Here is an 18262-nt window from a genome sequence, read left to right as displayed (position 1 = left end):
AGACCATCATTCCTGAATGGCGTCGGGCGTCTTGAGCACGACTTCAACGCGTGCTCTTGCGATATACATCGAACTGTTGTGGACGCGTCCACGCTTACCGAGCCAACGTGAAGGACCTCGCGTATATCCCAGCAAAACTGGCGAGTCGAGTTTCAATTGAGAATCAACAGTTGTCGCCACACGTTTTTGCTCTTCACCTTCCTTTTCCACCACGCGGATTTCCTCGCAGTTCAAGGAATACTCGCGATCAGCAAGTGACTTCAATTGTCCTTTCAGCGTCAGGGTCGTATCACCATTCATGAGCTTGACGCGAAATGGTTCCTCAGTGCTTGCGAGGATTTCTGAGCACGCCAGCTCGATCGGCTTGCCGTTGAGAGTCTGGCCTTCAACGACCGTCTGCAGCTTTACCAGAATTTCCTCGGCACTGGCAGTTGCTAATGACATGAGGTGAGTTACTAAGAGCACGATCCAGAAACACTTCATCGTCACACCACTTTTTGCACCGAATGCGTTATCCAGGAATTTATGACCAGCGGTCGGATGTTCGCTCAGAAAGTGTGGAAACGTCAACGTCAATCTGCCAGACTATCAGTGGACATACAGTTTCAAGTCAGTTGCTTCTTGAAGGAATTCGAATGAACGTGTTCTGGAATGCCTGCGTGGTTCTGGGAGTTGCGGTAATCGGTTCACGGGCTGTTATGGCGCAGGATGTCGTACTGCCCAAAGATGGGTATGTGACGGCGGAATGGACGGAAACGCTGCCTGAGGGAGCGTTTCCGATTTGTGTTGTGCCGACGGATTTTTCGAAGCCGCCTCGACTGCTGATTCAGGATCTGGAGTATGTAACGACGAAGAGTCGTCACGGCTCGCCGGCATGGTCGAAGGATGGAAGCAAAATCGCGTTTGACTGTCAGCCTGCCGATGGGGACCTCAATAAAGGTCGCATCATCACCTGCAATGTGGACGGAACGGATGTCAGGGACGTTGGACTTGGCCTGATGCCCAACTGGTCGCCAGCGGGAACACGTCTGGCATTTTCGACCTATGAAGCCCCGGGGTATGTCTGCACGATCAATGCTGATGGGACTGACCGTCAGGTGATTCCGGGGGCTGAGAATGGGTGGGGGACGCAGTGGTCTCCTGATGGACTTTCGATCGCCTACTATTTGTGGCGGGATGGTTGTGAGCTGATGGTCTATGACCTCGTCAAGAAAGAGGCTCGCAGCATCATTCCCGCTGAGGACAATCCTTATCGCCAGATCTACTGGAATTTTGCCTGGTCCCCTGACAGCCAGAAGATCGCGATCTGCGGGGTCCGCAAAAGTGACGGGCTCAAAGAAACGGCTCTCGTCAATGTCACTCCGGGGAATTACGAGCGGCAGGTTCTCACGTCGTTTTATCGCGATTCGTATTACCTCGATTATCACCCGGATGGCAATCAGCTTGTGTATGGGGAAGCGGGCTGCATCATGTCGTTTGACCTCACCAAGCAGGACGCCACACCACAACTGCTGCAAGGCCAGTCGCCAGACTTCGGCTACAGCAACCCTGCGGTCTCCCCGAACGGAAAGTGGATCGCCGTGGGGCTGCGCTGATCGAATGGAGTGAATGATGTTTCGCTGTTGCCTGCTTGCCATGTTGATTTTTCTGGTCAGTTTTACACCTGTCTGTGGGCAGGTGCAGTTTATTGTCCAGGACAATGAGGCGATTTTTATCGCCGGCGAGATCGCGAACCCCGCCCAAGCTGCCCTCCCGCAGATCTCCGCGCCGGTGGACAACATTGTCACTGCGGACTGGCTTTATTCGCGCCCTCAGCAGACAAAAATCGTTGCGATCGTTCCGTCCGATTTCAGTGCGCCGCCTCGTCTTCTCCTCACCGATCCGAAATACATCAACGATCTTTGCGTTCACGGCTCGCCCAGTTGGTCGCCTGATGGCAAACGCGTTGCCTTCAATGTGCAACGCTCATCAGAGCAGCTGACGGACGCGAGAATGATCACTGTCAATTTCGATGGCAGTGATGTGAAGGACCTGGGGCTGGGCCTGATGCCCAATTACTCGGCCGATGGCAAGCAGATCACGTTTTGCGGCTACGAGGCAGTCGGGCGAGTTTGCATGATGAATGTCGATGGGAGTCAGCGATCAGGGATTCCCAATGCAGATAATGGCTGGGGTTCGCAGTGGTCGCCCGATGGACGCTGGATCGCCTTTCATCGTTATACCTCGCCTCCCCAGATCACTCTGTATGAAGTCGAGACCGGCCAGTCCCGTGATCTCATTCCCAACTCAAAAAACCCATACCTGCACATTTTCTGGAACATGGCCTGGTCGCCCGACTCCAGGAAGATTGCCTTCCTCGCTAATAGCACCAATGACTACTCGACCGAAAATTACGATTGCAAAGTCGGCGTCGTCAGCATTGACGCTGATACTTTTCAGCTCGACCAGTTTCCCCAGACACAATTGGTTCATCCACACATCGACTTTTCACGCGACGGCAAGCAACTCCTCTACCCGCAGGACGGCTGCCTGCTGGTCGTCGATGTCGAGCATCCAGACGCAGAACCCCAGCCTCTTCCCAAGCAGTTCACCGACTTCGGCTACGGCAGTGCTTCCTACTCCCCCGATGGCAAATGGATCGCCGTGCAGTTGTATTGATTGACCCGGACGACTACTACTTCGCGAGGACTTCCTGAAACGACGGCGTGATCTTCTCATAAAACCCATCGTCTCCTTTGACGACCATATAGACCGGGACGTTATTCTTCATCGCCCAGTCGTATCCTGCATCCGGCCCCATCGCCATCAGGACCGTATCGAGCCCGTCAGCCATCGCGCAGGAATCCGCCAGCACGGTCACCGAGGAAAGCCGATGGGCGATTGGCTTGCCTGTCGACAGGTCAATGGTGTGTGAATAACGAATGCCATTCTCTTCAAAGTAGTTGCGATAATCGCCAGCTGTGGAGATCGAAATGTCTTTCAACCGGATCGTCCGTGATGCCTCGGACTCGTCATCGGCGCTCGGTTTTTCGATCGCGATCGTCCACGCTTTTCCGGGCCCCTTCTCGCCCGAGACCTTGATTTCGCCGCCGATGTCGACCAGATAGTTGGTGAGCCCGCGTGCTTCCAGCATTTTGCCAATCAGATCGCCCGCGTATCCTGCAGCGATCGAGTTATAGTCGATGCGCAGGCCAGGAATCGTCTTGCGAATCGCTGGTGGATCAAGACGAACTTCGAGGCGCTTGTATCCCACCAGTTCGCGCGCCTGCGCGATCTCCTCATCGTTAGGGACTTTCCGAGGACGCTTGTCAGGGCCGAAGCTCCAGAGATCGACCAGCGGGCCGACCGTGATATCAAACGCCCCGTCGCACTTTTCAGACAGCTCCTGCGACATCTGCGTCAACTCGGCGACCTCTCTGGTCACAGGAAACCATTCGGTCGACGTCGACTTGTTGAACATGCTGACTTCGGAATTCGGGTCGTAGGTTGAGAACTTTGTATTGAAGTCACGCAGGAACTTGAGGATGTCCGAGTCGAGGTTTTCGATCGGATAGAGATGCTCAGGAACGACGGCTTTCACATCATAAGTCGAACCCATCGCCAGGCCGTTGGCGAAGAACATGCGGGATTGCGTCTCTGGCACATCGGGAGTCGGTACGGCTTTGGTGAGTACCCAATACCTGCCAGCAGTCATGGCAACCGTCAGCACAGCCAGCCCAAAAAAGATTCGCATCGCTGTCGAGGGCCCTTGATTGGAAAAATTCTTCGACTCCACGTTTCAGATTCCTTCGTCGTGAAACACGCTGATAACCACGGTCAGCGTCGATCTTAGCCGAGATCTATCGTCATCAGAACTCAGAGCACCCATTTCTCCGCCAGCGAGAATATTTCCTGTGGGCAGGGCTTAACTGATAAGGTCTCTTACATAGAAGCACATTCGAAGGGAGAAAATTCACGGTCCCAACCAGTCAGACAGGCTTCACGCCAATAAATTCGCAGTCTCCTGTTCAGAAATAAGACTCAATTCTCTGGCAAAATGTACGAGTGTCTCACGACGTAATATATCAGATACATCTTGAAATATGAGAAGGTTGTGATATGTTTTCTTGTGCATGTCTGCCGATTTCCTTTCTTTTTTTGCTCTTACTGTACGGAGAATGTGTATGAAACTTGTTAGGCCACGCGGTTTTACGCTTATTGAGCTGCTGGTGGTGATCGCAATCATCGCCACTCTGGTCGCCATTCTGCTACCTGCTGTCCAACAGGCACGCGAAGCTGCTCGACGTAGCAGCTGCAAGAACAACCTGAAGCAACTCGGGATTGCGCTTCACAATTACCATGACACTTACAACACATTTCCATCCGGTCGTCTCGGGCCAGGACACCAGAACGGCAGTCGATGGAGCGTGAATGTTCACATTCTTCCTTACATCGAACAACCTGCTCTTTACGATCAGTTCATGTCTCAAGCTGCTTTGATGACCAGCGATCTGAGCCCTTGGAATGAGTGGTCAATCGGCGGTATTGTCCCAACTGCTGCCGATATTCCCGCGTTTATGTGTCCGTCGGATCCTTACACCAAGTCAAACCTTGGTGGTCAGGCAGGTTCTAACTATTGCTACAATGCCGGCGATAACCCACACCGTCTGGATGACAGGGATGCCCGCGGCTTGTTCTGTAATCAAAGCAAATTTGGTATCCGCGATGTTCTCGACGGGACAAGTAATACCTTTTTGGTTGGCGAAATGCATCGTCCTGAAGGGGCAGGAGTCCTCGGAGATGGTTACAAACCGGGGTCTGACTGGGATGCGGGTATGAATAATCCGTCACTCTGTCTGGCTCTGTACGACAAGAGCACACAAGCCTACACAACAACCTGGCCTAACGCTGGGGGACTGATGGGAGGCGATCAGAAACGGGGTTATCGTTGGGCGGACGGAGGTTCAATTTTTGCTTACTTTACGACCAATATTCCTATCAACGGCCCATCATGTATGCGTCAAAACAACGACAGCGGCGATGGAACTTTCGCAGCAGCCAGCCGTCACAAAGGTGGAGCTCAATTCACAATGGCTGATGGAGCCGTCCGATTCGTCTCGGAAAACATCAACACCGGCGACCTGACTCTGACTCCTGTCATGGGTGGCAAGTCACCATACGGCGTTTATGGGGCGCTCGGCACCCGCTCTGGTTCAGAAACCGTCAGTGAATTCTAAAACTGACTCCTGATTACTATCCAAACAAAACGGCCCGCGGAAGGTTACTTTCGCGGGCCGTTTCTATTTGCTGACGCTGACTGAATGCAGGCTCGATCAATCCGGCCAGATGCCCGTGTAAACTTCCGTTGCAGGGCCGGTCATGAAGACGTGGTCGGTGGAGATGTCCCATTCGAGTTTCAGATCGCCGCCCGGCAGGTGGATCAGCAGGTTGTGGTCGGTCTTGCCGGTCAAAACTCCCGCAACGCAGACCGCACAGGCTCCGGTTCCGCAGGCTTGTGTTTCGCCGCTGCCGCGTTCCCAGACACGCATGTTCACTTCTTTGCGAGAAAGGACCTGGATGAATTCTGCGTTGACGCGTCGCGGGAAGGCCATGTGTCGCTCGACCTTCGGCCCAATTCCGAGCACCCACTCGTCGGTCAATTCATCGACATAAGTAATACAGTGTGGATTGCCCATCGATACGCAGGTCACGCGAATCGACTTGCCATCGACATCGAGGCCCACATTGACCGGCGGATCGCCCGGCAGGGTCGTGGGGATGTCTTTGGATGCCAGAATTGGGCGTCCCATATCGACGCGGACGAGTTCGACCAGACCGTTTTTGATGGTCAGATCAAGGGTCAGAATGCCTGCCCCGGTTTCGATTTTTAGACGGTCTTTCTGGGCGATTCCGTGATCGTAGACGTATTTCGCCACACAGCGAATGCCGTTTCCGCACATTTCTGATTCGGATCCATCCGCGTTGAACATCCGCATGCGGGCGTCCGCGACTTCGGAAGGCTCGATCAGGATCAGCCCGTCCGAGCCGATGCCTTTGTGACGGTTACTGACTGCGATCGCGAGCTTGGGGAGGTCGCCGGTCAGTTTTTCTTCGAAGGCGTTGACGTAAACGTAGTCGTTACCCAGACCGTGCATCTTGGTGAATTTCATGCCGACACCTTGAGACTTGAGAGAAAATGTCAAGTTAATGAGGATTTATGGGAATGTCGTTACGAAAGGCGCATCTAAGGTCATGACATGGCTTTGAACTGAAATTCTGAGCTTCAAATGACTGCAAAATCACTTTAAGATGCCCAAAGCCGCCATTCTTGTTGTTTTCCACAGGATTGGCAGGCTACCCGAGGTCGCCATTTTTCCGTTCTGCCATTTTGAGTGATGTGCCGGTTTTGTTTGACACACCTTTCCAAGCTGTTCGAGAGACTTTTATGTTACCCCTGCAGTGCGCTTTCTCCGCCAGATTCGTCAGCCTGATCTTCTTTCTGATCATAGCGTTCGGCGCATCAATTGGAAATCTGCAGGCCTCGGCGTGGCTCCAGGAGGAGACGACGCCAATCGCCACGGCAGAGGAGTCTAATAAGGACAAGAAACCCAAGATCGGGTTCGAGCGGCTGCTCATCCCGGTGCAGGATCTGGGATCGGCGTTGACCACGCTGCCCGGTGCGGGGCTGATCTCGTATGACGAATTTGTCGAGTTCCTGGCTCAGAAGCAAAAGACCCTGGTCAAGCCGCCGGTTCCCTCGGTCGTGCAGCAGGCCAGTCACGTCGCTACCGTCGGCGAGAAGCTGGTGACGATTCAATCCACGCTCAAGATCCGTGCCTTGGAAGAGAAGTGGAGTCTGGCGACGATTTCGCTCGGCACCGCTGCGCTTGGCGAATGGACCTCTGATAATAAGGACGCCTTCCTCTATGCCAGCGGCGATGGCAGTTACATCTTCGCGATGCCCAAACCCGGCGAATACAGCCTGACACTGACGATGGAAGTTCCAGTCGATGCCACGCCCGAAGGGAATCAGGCCACGCTGACGATCCCAGCTGTTGCGCTGTCGACTCTGAAGGCAGAGCTGAAACAAGCCAACGCGACGATCGAACTGCTTCGTCCCGGGCAGTCGCAGCCACTGGCTAAACAAGTCGGCACAACCGAGAACCCATCGGTTTCGATTTCCGCCAACCTTGGCGCGGTCTCTGGTCTGCTGCTGCGGTGGTATCCAACGACTCAGGAAAAGATGGCGGATGAACTGCTACTGCATGCCCAGAAATGGTTGAAGCTGCACGTTGAAGATCGTCAGCTGCAAAGTGATGGGTACTTCGAGTTCGAAGTCCTCAAAGGCAAGGTCAAGCAGTTAGAAATCCTGCTGCCGAAGGGGGATCGCGTCCTTGATCTGTCTTCATCGGGCAAGATCAGTGACTGGACCGTGGAAGATGGCGAAGATGCTCAGAAGCTGATCGTCAAACTGTATGAAGAGGTCTCCGGGAAGGTGACTCTCGATATTCACACGGAACGGGACTTCGCGATTCCGGAAGATGGTAGTCCGGCTGAGCTGTCGATTGCCTCTGGTCCCGATGTGACGCCGATCAGTGTGATGAAGTCCGCCCAGGCGGCTCGCGAAGTGGGGCAGTTGATTTTGAGCACGTCAACCGATCTGGAAATCAACGTCCAGCAGGAGCAGGGGCTGTCGCGAATCGTCCCTACGGAAGTCAATCAGCGGGTCGCTTTTTCTAACGGCCTGGCGTATCGCTTTTATGCCAGCACGTTCCAACTGACTGCGACCGTGCGACCGATCACTCCGAAGGTGACCAGTCAGCAGATGACCGTTGCCTTGCTGACATCCGATCAGATCTTCCTCGAATCGATCCTCAATATGACCATCGAACGAGCCGGGATTTTTACCGTCACGGTCCAGGTGCCCGTTGGAGCAGAGCAGATCGAAGTCAATGGTCCGAACGTCTCGCAGCATCGCGTGCAGGCGGAAACAAACACGGTCCAGATTGATCTCAAACAAAAGACTCAAGGGACCTTCGCGATCCAGCTTTCGTGTGTTGTCCCTGTGAGTAAGGAAACGCCGACGACCGAACTGCCGCTGTTCCTCGTCGATGGCACTGAACGCAGTACGGGGATGATTGATGTCGTCGCGACGACCGATCTGGAAGTCATTACTGATCCGCAGGCCGTTGTCTCGGCTCGGACTCGTCAGACGCCAATGGGTTTTCCGGGGGAGTATCAGTCGGGCGAATTCCGCAAGCTGCTCAGCCGGGTACAACCTGTTTCGAGCTGGCAGTATCAACAACAGCCGGTGACGATTCCCTTGGCGCTCAAGGTTCGTCCTGCTCGGCTGTCCGCTGGTTTGGCCCATCATGTTCAAATCCGCGAAGAGCTGATCGATCTGTCCACGACTGTCTCTTATTACGTTGAGTTTGCGCAGTTGGATACGTTCCGCTTTAAGGTGCCAGCGTCGTATGCTCAGAAGGTGCAGATCGAACTTGTCGAGCCGAAAGAAACGGCCATCAAGCAGAAGACCTCCAGCGAGCCCGATGCTGACAACTGGGTGACCTGGACCGTCGTGCTGCAACGACCTGTGATGGGGAACGTCACGCTGGTCGCGAAGGCTTTTCTGCCTCTCGATGATGGGGCCGCGAATGCCGATGATCAGAACACCGCAGCGCCGGCTACTGCACCCGCCGGTGCAGACATGAACGGTCAGCTCAATCTCTTGTTGCCTCGTCCACTCGGACTCGAAGAAGCTGCCGGTCAGACAGCGACGCCGCTGACACAGATTCAGGGGGAAGTCTCGCTGGAGAAAACCCGTTCTCTCTCGGTCACCGCCAAGTCATCTGCCCCCAATCTGGAAGCGATCGATGTGCGTGAACTGACTCGGCTGCCCAAGTCCGGGATTGCTGCCTATCGCTATGTCGAGACAGTCGATTCTGAGCCGATCAGCCTGGAGCTGTCTGTCTCGAAGAGTGAGATTCAGGAAGTGATCAAGACGGTCATCCCTCGTGCACTCGTTGAGATCGTGACAAATCAGGAGCCAGTCGCGATGCTGCGATTCCGAGCTCAGATTCTGACCAGCGAACGTCAGCGGCTTGTGCTTGCGATGCCGAAGAACTCGGTGTCACTGGGCGTCTGGATTGATGGCAAGCAGGCGGCTCTTGAGAAGAGCCAGATTCCTGCAACGGATCTGCATGAATATTACTATGTCTCGGTCGCGCGACAGAAAGCCGCGGATGAGCCATTCTCACTGGCGATGATTTGTCGCTGGCCGTTGAGCGCTGCTCCTTACAATGCCTGGGGTGGCGGCTTCCGCTTTCCTCTGCCACTTCTTGGACAGGAATCGGATCTCAACCTCGCTGTGCAGCAACTGCGAGTCGCGATCTGGACGCCTCGTGATCACGTCCTGATTGGCACGCCGAACGGGTTCCGCCCGACGGTCGAGAAACCAGTGATCGCGGGTCTGACCGCTCCTCTGCTGAGAGCCGATGATCGCGTTGATCCATTCAACAGCTGGATTGGCAATAGCGCCACGGGGATCGTCGAGTTTCCTGTCGAAGGTCGCGTTCATGACTGGAGCAAGCTTGGCTCTGCGAACGAAATCACTGCGGCATGGTGGTCGGTGATTCCGTTCACTGCCGTCATCAGCGGGGCGATTGTCGTCATTGCGGTGCTGTTATTGAAAGCACCCTGGGCTTATCGCCTGACGCTGTTGCTGCTGGTGGCGTTTGGGATGTCGCTGTTAGCACTCAATGATCCGAACAAGGTTTATCACCTGCTGCAACTGAGTCGCTATGGGCTTCTGACGCTGGCGGGGATCTGGATCGTCGGGCTGGTCGGTTTGGTGAGCAAGCTCCCCTCGAAGCCGTCGCCGACACGACGTACCGAACCGCCGCATTCGAAACCGACGACACCTCCTGACGTGACTCCGCCGACGGACCAGGCAGGTGATCCGCCGCCTTCCAATCTGCCGTAACTGTTGGTGATCTTGGCGTACTGGTTTTCCTTTGACATCTCGGCTGGCGGATCCTTTTATGTGGTTTAGTTTTTTTCAACACGGTCCAGTAGCAATTGACGCTGACTCAGTGATCACGAGGAAGCAGACCATTTCCTGTCGTTTGAATACGATGGTCAAAGCTTTCTATTGCCTGGCGCTCACCCTCATCCGTCGTCACGGTCTTCGTAAACACCTGAGGTGTCGTGCCGCCACCTTCTCCCCTCAAGGGAGAAGGGACATGGCTGTGATGTTAGTCATCCTTGCCATGGCGTCTTTGATGTCGACGACGCTGTTGGCTCAGGATGACTCTTCGCGTGAGCCTGCTGTGGATGTCGTCTATGTTCCGGAAGCGGAATTGCCGGCGATGATTCAGCAGGATAAGCCGGGGGTCCTTTTGTCGATTGAGAAGTTTCTTGAGATCTGGAATCAGGCGAATGAACAGACTCAGGCCGATCCTGCTCTCAACCCGCTGAGTGTGACGCATATCAATTATCGTGCTCGTCTGGTCGGCAAGCAGTTGCTCGTCACGGCGGAGTGTCGCTTGCAGGGCAAGAAATCCGGTTGGGGGCAGTTGCAGTTGAATGTGCCCGGCTGGAATCTGGAGTCAGCGAAGATTAAAGAAGCTCCTGCGCTGATGGTCCGAATGCCGCAGGAAGTTGCGGGAGCCGCTGTTCAACTGGTCGATGCTTCGAAGATCGTGCTCGCGTCCAATCCACACACGTTTGCCGTCCTTGCCGAGGTGGCTGGTGAGACGGTTTTGACGCTGGAACTTTCCAAGCCGCTGGAACTGATGAGCGATCGGCTTTCGGCTCGTTGTGACTGGATCACGGCTCCTTCGTCCAAACTGACTGTCGAGATCCCTGAAGGCATGGTTGTCTCTGTTCCCAAGCAGGATCAGTTCCCTGCTTTGAGTTACCCGATGAAAGGCGAAGGCGAAGCTGCGTCTCAAAAAGAGTTCTCGCTGATGCTGGGAACGCGTCCTGTTCTCACGCTTGAATATCAGCGTCAGTCCGATGCTCGTCAGCAGTCATCGATCACATTGGCCACCTCGTCCATTGGCATTCACCTGACTCCCGCGGGAGCCAGCTGGATTTCGAACTCACGTCTCGATTTTCCTGGTCAGGAGAAGTCAGAGGTCTCGGTTCGACTCCCGGAAAATCTCGACGTTGTCAGTGTCGATTCGACGGCGATAGCAGGTTGGAGCGTTTCGGAAGAACGAGTTTTGTCGGTACAGTTCCGTCAACCCAAGGTCAACGCCTGCGAGTTCCAGATCCGCGGCATCCTGCAGACGGCGTTCGATGCGGATAAGAACCAACAGGGTTTGACACTGGCGGGTTTCGCGTTCGATGACGTGCTCTCCCACACCGGCGTCGTTCGATTCAAGACGCCGGAAAACGCCCGGCTCGTCTTCGTCGAAACGACTGGCATGCGGTCGGAAGCCGCTGATGCCAGTCAACCGATCGCCGCGACGATGTCTGAAGTTCCTGGCTTTACGACGGATCTGGTCTACTGGAATCAGGATTACAAACTCGATGCGACGTTGACCGTCAAGCCACGCGCTGTCTATGTCGCGCAAACGACCGTTCTCGATCTGACCGAAGCCCGTGTTTCTCTGAAGTCGATCGCGGACGTTAAGACGTTGTTTGCGCCGCTGTTCAATATCGATGTCAACGCGTCTGCGGACTGGCAGATTGAATCGATCACCATCAACGATCTTCCTGCGGAGTGGACGACACAGCCTCTCGAAGCGGGGGGCAACTCGTTGAAGATCGAACTTCCTCAACCGCTCGCGATCGGCCAGTCGGTCAAGCTGATCATTCAGGCGGAACCTGCTGCCCTCAGTTGGCCACCCGCAGCGGATGACGTCACGATCGCGCTGCCTACGTTATCTATTCAGAATGTCGATGTTCTGGAAGGGGCCTATGGCATCACCAGCAGCGATGATCTCGATCTGGTGACGAGCGAAATGACCGGGCTGTCTCCGGCGTCACTGGGGCTGACGAGCGAGCGATTTGGTTTCCGTTATCAGCAGCCCGAGATTAGTGGGCAGCTGGCCGTGAAGTTTAAGAACGTGCACCTGTCGGCGATGGTGCTGGCTGTCTATCGTCTCGAACGACAGACGATGGATGCTTACTTTGAAACCACATTAACCATCGAACAGCGAGGCCTGCAGGAACTCGAAGTCCGTCTGCCGGAAAGTGTCGGCGCGGATGTTCAGTTTCAGACGATCGGCTCTTCGACGCGCGTTCTGCAGCAATCGACGGGGGCGGTCGAGCAGGCCCGGCGTCCCTTCAAACTGCGTTTCAATCAACGTCATTTGGGTGAACTCAAGCTTGCCTGTCATGTGCGGGTTCCCAAGCCAAGCCTGGATGATCGAACGATTGTCGACCTGCCTCAGCTGACGATTCCTTCCGCGAATCGCTTCTGGGGTTACATGTGTCTGCTCGCTGATGATGATCAACAACTGACGCTGACGGCGACCGATGCGCAGAATGCTCCTCTATCAATGGTTGACCGGGCAGAACTTCCTGCGTCGGCTTTGTTGAACAATGCACGCGTTGTTTCGTCGGTTCGCTTCGCGACGACGGGAGCCAAAGCCCAGATCAATGAGGTTCGGTTTGATCGCGTTGCGCTGCCGTCTGCGGTCTGTCAGAACGCGACGTTGGAAACGGTACTCGATCCGCGCCAGCAGGCGCAACATCATGCTCACCTGACGATGCTCGTCTCGGGAGTCCAGAGTCTGCACGTCGCGCTGCCTGAGAAGTCGACTCTGTGGGCGATTTTGCTCAATAACAGGCCAGTGGAGTCTCGACGCGTCGCGGATGGCCTGGTCATTCCGCTGGCTGGGATCAATACGGAAGCTTCGACGGCAATGACCTGCGATCTCTATTATGCGACGGATGAAACCGATGGCAGTGCTCAGGCGCTGCGACAGGATTACGTCGCGACTCCGCCGATGGTGCAGGTTGTGGACGGGCAGGGGACTCGTCAACCGTTGGAAATCATTCAGGAAGCCTGGAAGTTGCATACGCCTCGCGGTTACCAGATCTCTGACGGGCAGGGGGACTTTCTGCTGACATCGAACCAGCCACATGCGCTGAATCTGTTTGAACGCCTGCGAGCAATGCTCGACCCGAACCGTTCGGGAGACTTCGCTGCTCGCATCGCGATCGTCGGAGGACTGCTTGTCGCGCTGCTGGTGATCGTGCCGTGGTTGACATCGGCTGTTGCGGAACGTCCGAAGAATGTTGCGGTGGGGTGCTTAGTGCTGGTGATCTGTGGGGTCGTACTCACCCTTTTCCTGCCGTCGCGACAAGGCGGTCGACAGGTCGATTTCTTTGCCGGTAATGGAGACACAGCGACTTCTGTTGGAGTCGCGCAAAAGTCTTCCAGTCAATCGGAACTGTATTTTGAAGCCGAACAATTAGCACGAACTCCCGCCATGAAACCAGAGACCGGTTCGGGGACAACGCCTTCTGCCGCATTTGATTTTGGGTTTGAGCAAGATGTCGTCGGGCGACGGGATCAAAGTAATCGTGAACGTGGTGGCGCGATGGGCGGTCTGGGCGGTGGCGTGATGGGCGGTCCAGTGGGCGGTGGATTTACAGATGATGGATTTCAACCTCCTGCAGCCGTCAGTCTGCCTGCTCAGGATGGTCTGGCGATTCAATCGCCTTCGCCGATCGTTCCGCAAAGTTCTGCCGCACCCGCTGATGCTCCCGCGCCCGCGCCGGCTGCCATTGCGGCGGTGGTCCCTGTGACGGGGGCAGGGGGGTTGCTTTCGATTCCGATGACGCTTCAAGTACCCGAGACTTATCAGTCTTATGACCTTCACTACGATGGCGTGCAGGCGGCGACTCAACCTTTGAAGCTCGATGTCACGCTGCACAATAATCTGCTGCTCAGAGCCGTTATGTCGATCGTCATGGCGGGGACGGCCTTGCTGTTGTGGATGCTGCGACGACTCTCCGTGAAAGCCCAGGTCGGCATGGTTGCGGTGGGACTTACTTTGCCACTCGCCTTGGCGATCTTCAGTGCGCCGCTTTTGACGTCGATTTGTCTGGGGCTGTTTCTGGGCGTTCTACTGGGGACCGGGCTGCTGATCAGTCATCGGATGTTAGGTGCGATCAAGCGGGCCGCGGAGGCGGAATCGCGACGTCATCGCTCTGCGACTGTGACGATGTTGATGCTGGCGGCGTTGATCCTTGGAAGTCACTCGACAGTCCACGCCCAGGAGCCCGTCAGTAAAAGCGGTGGTCTGGTGGGACACATGACGGCACAGCCTGGACTGACACAGATCATCGTGCCATATGATCCTAAAGAGGGCTTCCAGCCGTCTATCGATCAGGTTTATCTGTCTCGCGAGGAATTTTTAAGACTGCATCAGGCCTCGACGCAAGCCGTCTCGAAGATGCCCGCACCGGGGATTCGCTCGTCGATCCTGAATGCGTCTTTTGATCTGCCTCTGGTTGATGTTTTCAACAGTAATGGAGACACGACTCGTACAGAATTTCCGTTGAACGGACGCCTGCTGGTGTATGTCTTCGACGAGACTGTCTCGGAAAGCCAGCCGATTGAACTGACGCTGCCTGTCGAAGAACTGACACTTTCCGAAGCGACTGTGAATGGCAAGACCGCGACCATTCGTCCAAGTGGCGATGGCAAGACGGTGCGTGTTCTGCTGACATCGGCCGGCTCGAATGTTATTGATTTCAAGTCGACACTGAAAGGATCGATGGATGCTTCCGGTGCACAGCTGCGGGGGTTCTTCCAGCCTGTGACTTCGGGCCTGCTCACGGTCACGCTGCCGAAGGATCGTTTTGATCTGCGATTCAATCAGCAGGACAACACATTCCGTCTGTCGACACAGAACGATCGGGATGTCTTCCAGATCGGCATCTCTGCCGGCGGGCCGATTCAGATCACTCTCGATCCCAAACGGGATCGTGTGGACCGCAAGCAGATTGTCGATGCTCAGGGCTTCCAGCAGTATCGACTGCGAGAGGATGTGCTCGAACTATCGACAACGTATCGCATTACCGTCCGTCAGGGGGAGCTTCTTGAACTGCCGATTAAACTCTCTGAAGGTCTGAAGCTCCGCACGATGACGGGCGTTGATCTGGCGGGCTGGCAGTTCGAAGAAGGACAGAACGAAGGGAAGCTTTACTTCCGACGTGGGATCAGCAACTCGACTGATCTCAAGCTGACGTGTTATCTGCCTTTGGCCCAGGACGATCAGTTCACGCTCGACCTGCCGACTGTCGAACTCCCTAATGTCACGCGGGAAACCGGACGCTGGCTGCTGCTCGAACATGACTTTCTGGAGATTGATCGCGTCGATAATCTGACCGGTCTGACCCAGGTGGAGTACGATGCATCTCTGTGGCCGGACGATGTTCTGAAGTCACGTGCTCGCGTCTTCTCCTGTTATCGTTACGTCGCCAAGCCTACTGCTGCGACGATCACGCTGTCTCGTCAGTCGACCTCGTACGACGTTACGTCGCTGCATGGTGTGATGGTGCAGAAAGATCGTGTCAAACTGGCCTCGTCGATCACCATTGATGCCGGGCAGATGCCGACGCGGCAATTGTCGCTGTCATTGCCATTTGGAGCATTGGTCCTTGATGCCTTTGCAGAGGAACTTGATGACTGGGTGGTCGATCCTGACTTCGGCGAACTGCGGGTCTTCTTCCGCACGCCGCGTTCGGGAAAGATTCAGTTGAACCTCGAACTTCAGGTGACACGCGATACGGCTGAACCGCTCATTGCTCTCGACCTTCCTCGCGTCTCGGGAGCTGTCTCGCAGGAAGCCTACGTTGGATTTTGGCTGCAAGGGGGGTATTCGGGAGTCATGACGGCCTATGCTGGCTGGACTCCGATTTCACCCAATGAACTGCCAGCAGGCTTGAAGAAGCTTTCCAGTCTCCCCGCCTCATTCGCGTTTCGGACTCGTCAGTTGGAACCAGACTTTGTGACTGTTTCCCTGCAACAGGCTCCACTGGTCGCGACGTGCGATGGCATGGTGCTGACAGCGGTCAGCGATACGTCGGTCGATCATGGACTGACTCTGCGCTGGCAGGTCCGACAGTCGGCTACCGATCAGTTTGACTGCCTCGTCTCCAGCCAGATCACCGATGATCTGGAGTGGAAAGGTGACGGGATTCGCGAAGTTCGTCAGACCCCTGGTCCGGATGGAAAGACTCGCTGGACGATTCTGCTGCATCAACCGGTTTCCAGTGAGTACGTTCTGACAGGGACGGCGTCGCTGCCGTATCCACAGAATCAGCAGGTCCTGATGCCCAAGATCGAGTTCATTCAGCAGCAGTCCGACGACGCGTCGAAGTTCACTTCGATTACTTCGCAAACGACGTTCGGCGTTCTGGTCAACCTGTCTGAACAGCAGGTTCTTCCGCTGAAGCCGGAGTTACTTGAAACGGTTGCTCCTGACGAGTTGACGTTGCAGGTTCGTCCTGAACTCGTGGTGCAGGCTTCCGAAGTCCTGCGACTTCGTTCTCAAGGTGAAGACCTCATCTGGCAGATTCGTCGTGGAATTGTGCAGCGGGTTGCAGAAGCATCTGTGAACGATGCGTCGCTGTCGACGAAGTTATCAGCTGATGGGAGCTGGCGAACGACGGCGATCTATACGATCAAGAACATCTCGCGTCAGTTCATCGCGTTGAGCCTGCCGGAGAAGTCGACACTGCTGTCTGTGCAGGTGGCCGGGAAGCCATCTCGTGCAGTCGCGACGACGATCGAGAATCGCCCGGTGATGCTTGTTCCTCTGCCTGCCACGTCGGAAGCGGATCTGTCGTTTGAAGTAAAAGTCATCACGCAGGGTCGGCTCGATGCGACCTTGCCAAAGACCGGCTCGCCCGGTTCAGAGACGATCTCGCTGCCAGTGCTGCAGGTGATCTCGCCGCAGGAGTCCGATGTCTTCGGCATACCGGTCGCGTACACGCGATGGAACGTCATGCTGCCTGGCGGATACACGGCGACCATCGTGCGTCAGTCTGACAAGACGAACCTCGTCGAGACGAGTCTGGAGTCATCGCAGGCGAAGTATCTGTCTGGCCTGTTAGCTGAGTTCGATGAATTCAACCGCTATGCAACGGATCTGGGCGTCAGTCAGAAATTGAGGTCGACAGCCGTCGACAATCAGAAAGTTCTCGCCGAGCGGATCAATGAAGCTCAACGGGAACTTCAGCGCCAAAGCGGTCAGGCTGTCACGAAGGAAGTCAATGAATTCCAAAGTAAAGCCGGTCAGTCGTTCCAGGCGTACGAGAAGAATCTGACCGATCTTTATTCATCCACGGTCCAGCAGGCTGCTGATCCGCAGGTTTCAAACGGCCGTGGTCTTGTCGAAGGGAACAACAGCTACTTCTACGCTCAAAACAAAGACGTCGTTCGACAGGAGTCTTCAGAGAATATGTTCCGCTTCGGTGTCGAGGATCTCGAGCGAAAGAAATCAGAATCCAAGTGGGAAGACGCGACGAAGTCCAAAGCCGACAGTGATGGCGATGGCAGCGAACGCGCAAAACTAAGTCGAAACTTCGCGAACCAGAATTCAATTTTGAATGAATCGCTGGAGAGCCGATCGGATATGAAGCGTCAGATCGCTCCGATGATGCAAAGTGGCCCGCCTCATATTCCTCTGGGCGGTCCAGCAGCACTACGGAGTCACACGATCAGAAACAACACGAACACTCCTGTGGACACCGATTTAAACGGAACGCTGACCTATAACCAGCCACAGTCAGGAATCGGCATCGAATCTTCCGGCGGAGTGACTTTCTGGGGGATGCCGAGAGTCGCTGAACCGATCGGTTTGCCCGGACCAGCTCAAGCTCCAGCCGCCAGCACCGGCAAAGGTCTCTCTTTTCTGCTCGATCTGCCACAAGCGGAACCAAACCTCGCGCTGATGAAAGTCGGCGGACAGCCGATGCTGACGATTCAGGTCCGCACCTCAGCCACTGCGGGAATTGCGATCAAAGCTGTCTGGTTTGTTGGACTGCTGATCAGCCTTGCTCTTGTTCTATGGGGACTGCGAGACATGGATGGTTCGGGCACCCTGCCAGGGCCGGCGAGATTGGGGCTGGCGATCCTCGGAGTGATGCTCGTCGTGCTGACGGAGGGTTTCCTGCTGGCGATCGGCGTGGTCGTACTGGCGTCGGTTGTTTTATTGCAACTGATTGCGATGCTGGGGGCACGTTTGAGTCAGACGGCTTGAGAAGACGCTGAGAGCGAGTCTTTTCATTTCAGTTGTGCGAGAAATGTAGGTTG

At 55.4% G+C, this 18262-nt stretch carries 8 protein-coding genes; 5 read left to right on the top strand and 3 right to left on the bottom strand.

Features of this window, described 5'->3' with window-relative positions:
• Positions 1 to 6: 6 nt before the first annotated feature.
• Complete coding sequence (locus SH248x_RS18840) at positions 7 to 444, bottom strand: hypothetical protein (RefSeq protein WP_459555867.1); 438 nt, start codon at positions 442 to 444, stop codon at positions 7 to 9.
• Between the two features lie 191 nt (positions 445 to 635).
• Here SH248x_RS18840 and SH248x_RS18835 point away from each other — a divergent pair, with 191 nt between their 5' ends.
• Positions 636 to 1595, top strand: a complete 960-nt coding sequence (locus SH248x_RS18835; RefSeq protein WP_459555866.1) for a TolB family protein — start codon at positions 636 to 638, stop codon at positions 1593 to 1595.
• Positions 1596 to 1608: 13 nt separating this feature from the next.
• Positions 1609 to 2658, top strand: a complete 1050-nt coding sequence (locus SH248x_RS18830) for a TolB family protein (RefSeq protein WP_459555865.1) — start codon at positions 1609 to 1611, stop codon at positions 2656 to 2658.
• Positions 2659 to 2674: 16 nt separating this feature from the next.
• Here the strand turns inward: SH248x_RS18830 and SH248x_RS18825 are convergent, their stop codons facing one another.
• Positions 2675 to 3733 (bottom strand): FAD:protein FMN transferase, encoded by a 1059-nt coding sequence (locus SH248x_RS18825; RefSeq protein WP_459555864.1) that lies wholly within the window; start codon positions 3731 to 3733, stop codon positions 2675 to 2677.
• Positions 3734 to 4163: 430 nt separating this feature from the next.
• Here SH248x_RS18825 and SH248x_RS18820 point away from each other — a divergent pair, with 430 nt between their 5' ends.
• Positions 4164 to 5216, top strand: coding sequence for a DUF1559 family PulG-like putative transporter (locus SH248x_RS18820; protein ID WP_459555863.1), 1053 nt, complete (start codon positions 4164 to 4166; stop codon positions 5214 to 5216).
• 96 nt (positions 5217 to 5312) lie between these two features.
• Here the strand turns inward: SH248x_RS18820 and dapF are convergent, their stop codons facing one another.
• Positions 5313 to 6149 carry a diaminopimelate epimerase gene (dapF, locus tag SH248x_RS18815; RefSeq protein WP_459555862.1) on the bottom strand — a complete coding sequence of 279 codons (837 nt, stop codon included), beginning with the start codon at positions 6147 to 6149 and terminating at the stop codon, positions 5313 to 5315.
• Positions 6150 to 6424: 275 nt separating this feature from the next.
• Between dapF and SH248x_RS18810 the strand changes: the two genes are divergently transcribed.
• On the top strand, positions 6425 to 9961 hold the full coding sequence (locus SH248x_RS18810) for a hypothetical protein (RefSeq protein ID WP_459555861.1): 3537 nt from the start codon (positions 6425 to 6427) through the stop codon (positions 9959 to 9961).
• A 259-nt stretch (positions 9962 to 10220) separates the two neighbouring features.
• Positions 10221 to 18209: a hypothetical protein gene (locus SH248x_RS18805; RefSeq protein ID WP_459555860.1), complete on the top strand. Its 7989-nt coding sequence runs from the start codon at positions 10221 to 10223 to the stop codon at positions 18207 to 18209.
• Positions 18210 to 18262 lie beyond the last annotated feature (53 nt).

The organism is Lacunimicrobium album (genome assembly GCF_052161635.1).
In the GTDB taxonomy this organism is placed as follows: domain Bacteria; phylum Planctomycetota; class Planctomycetia; order Planctomycetales; family Planctomycetaceae; genus SXPC01.
Note: the sequence above shows the minus strand (reverse complement) of the source record. Positions and strands in the feature narration are given on the sequence as shown.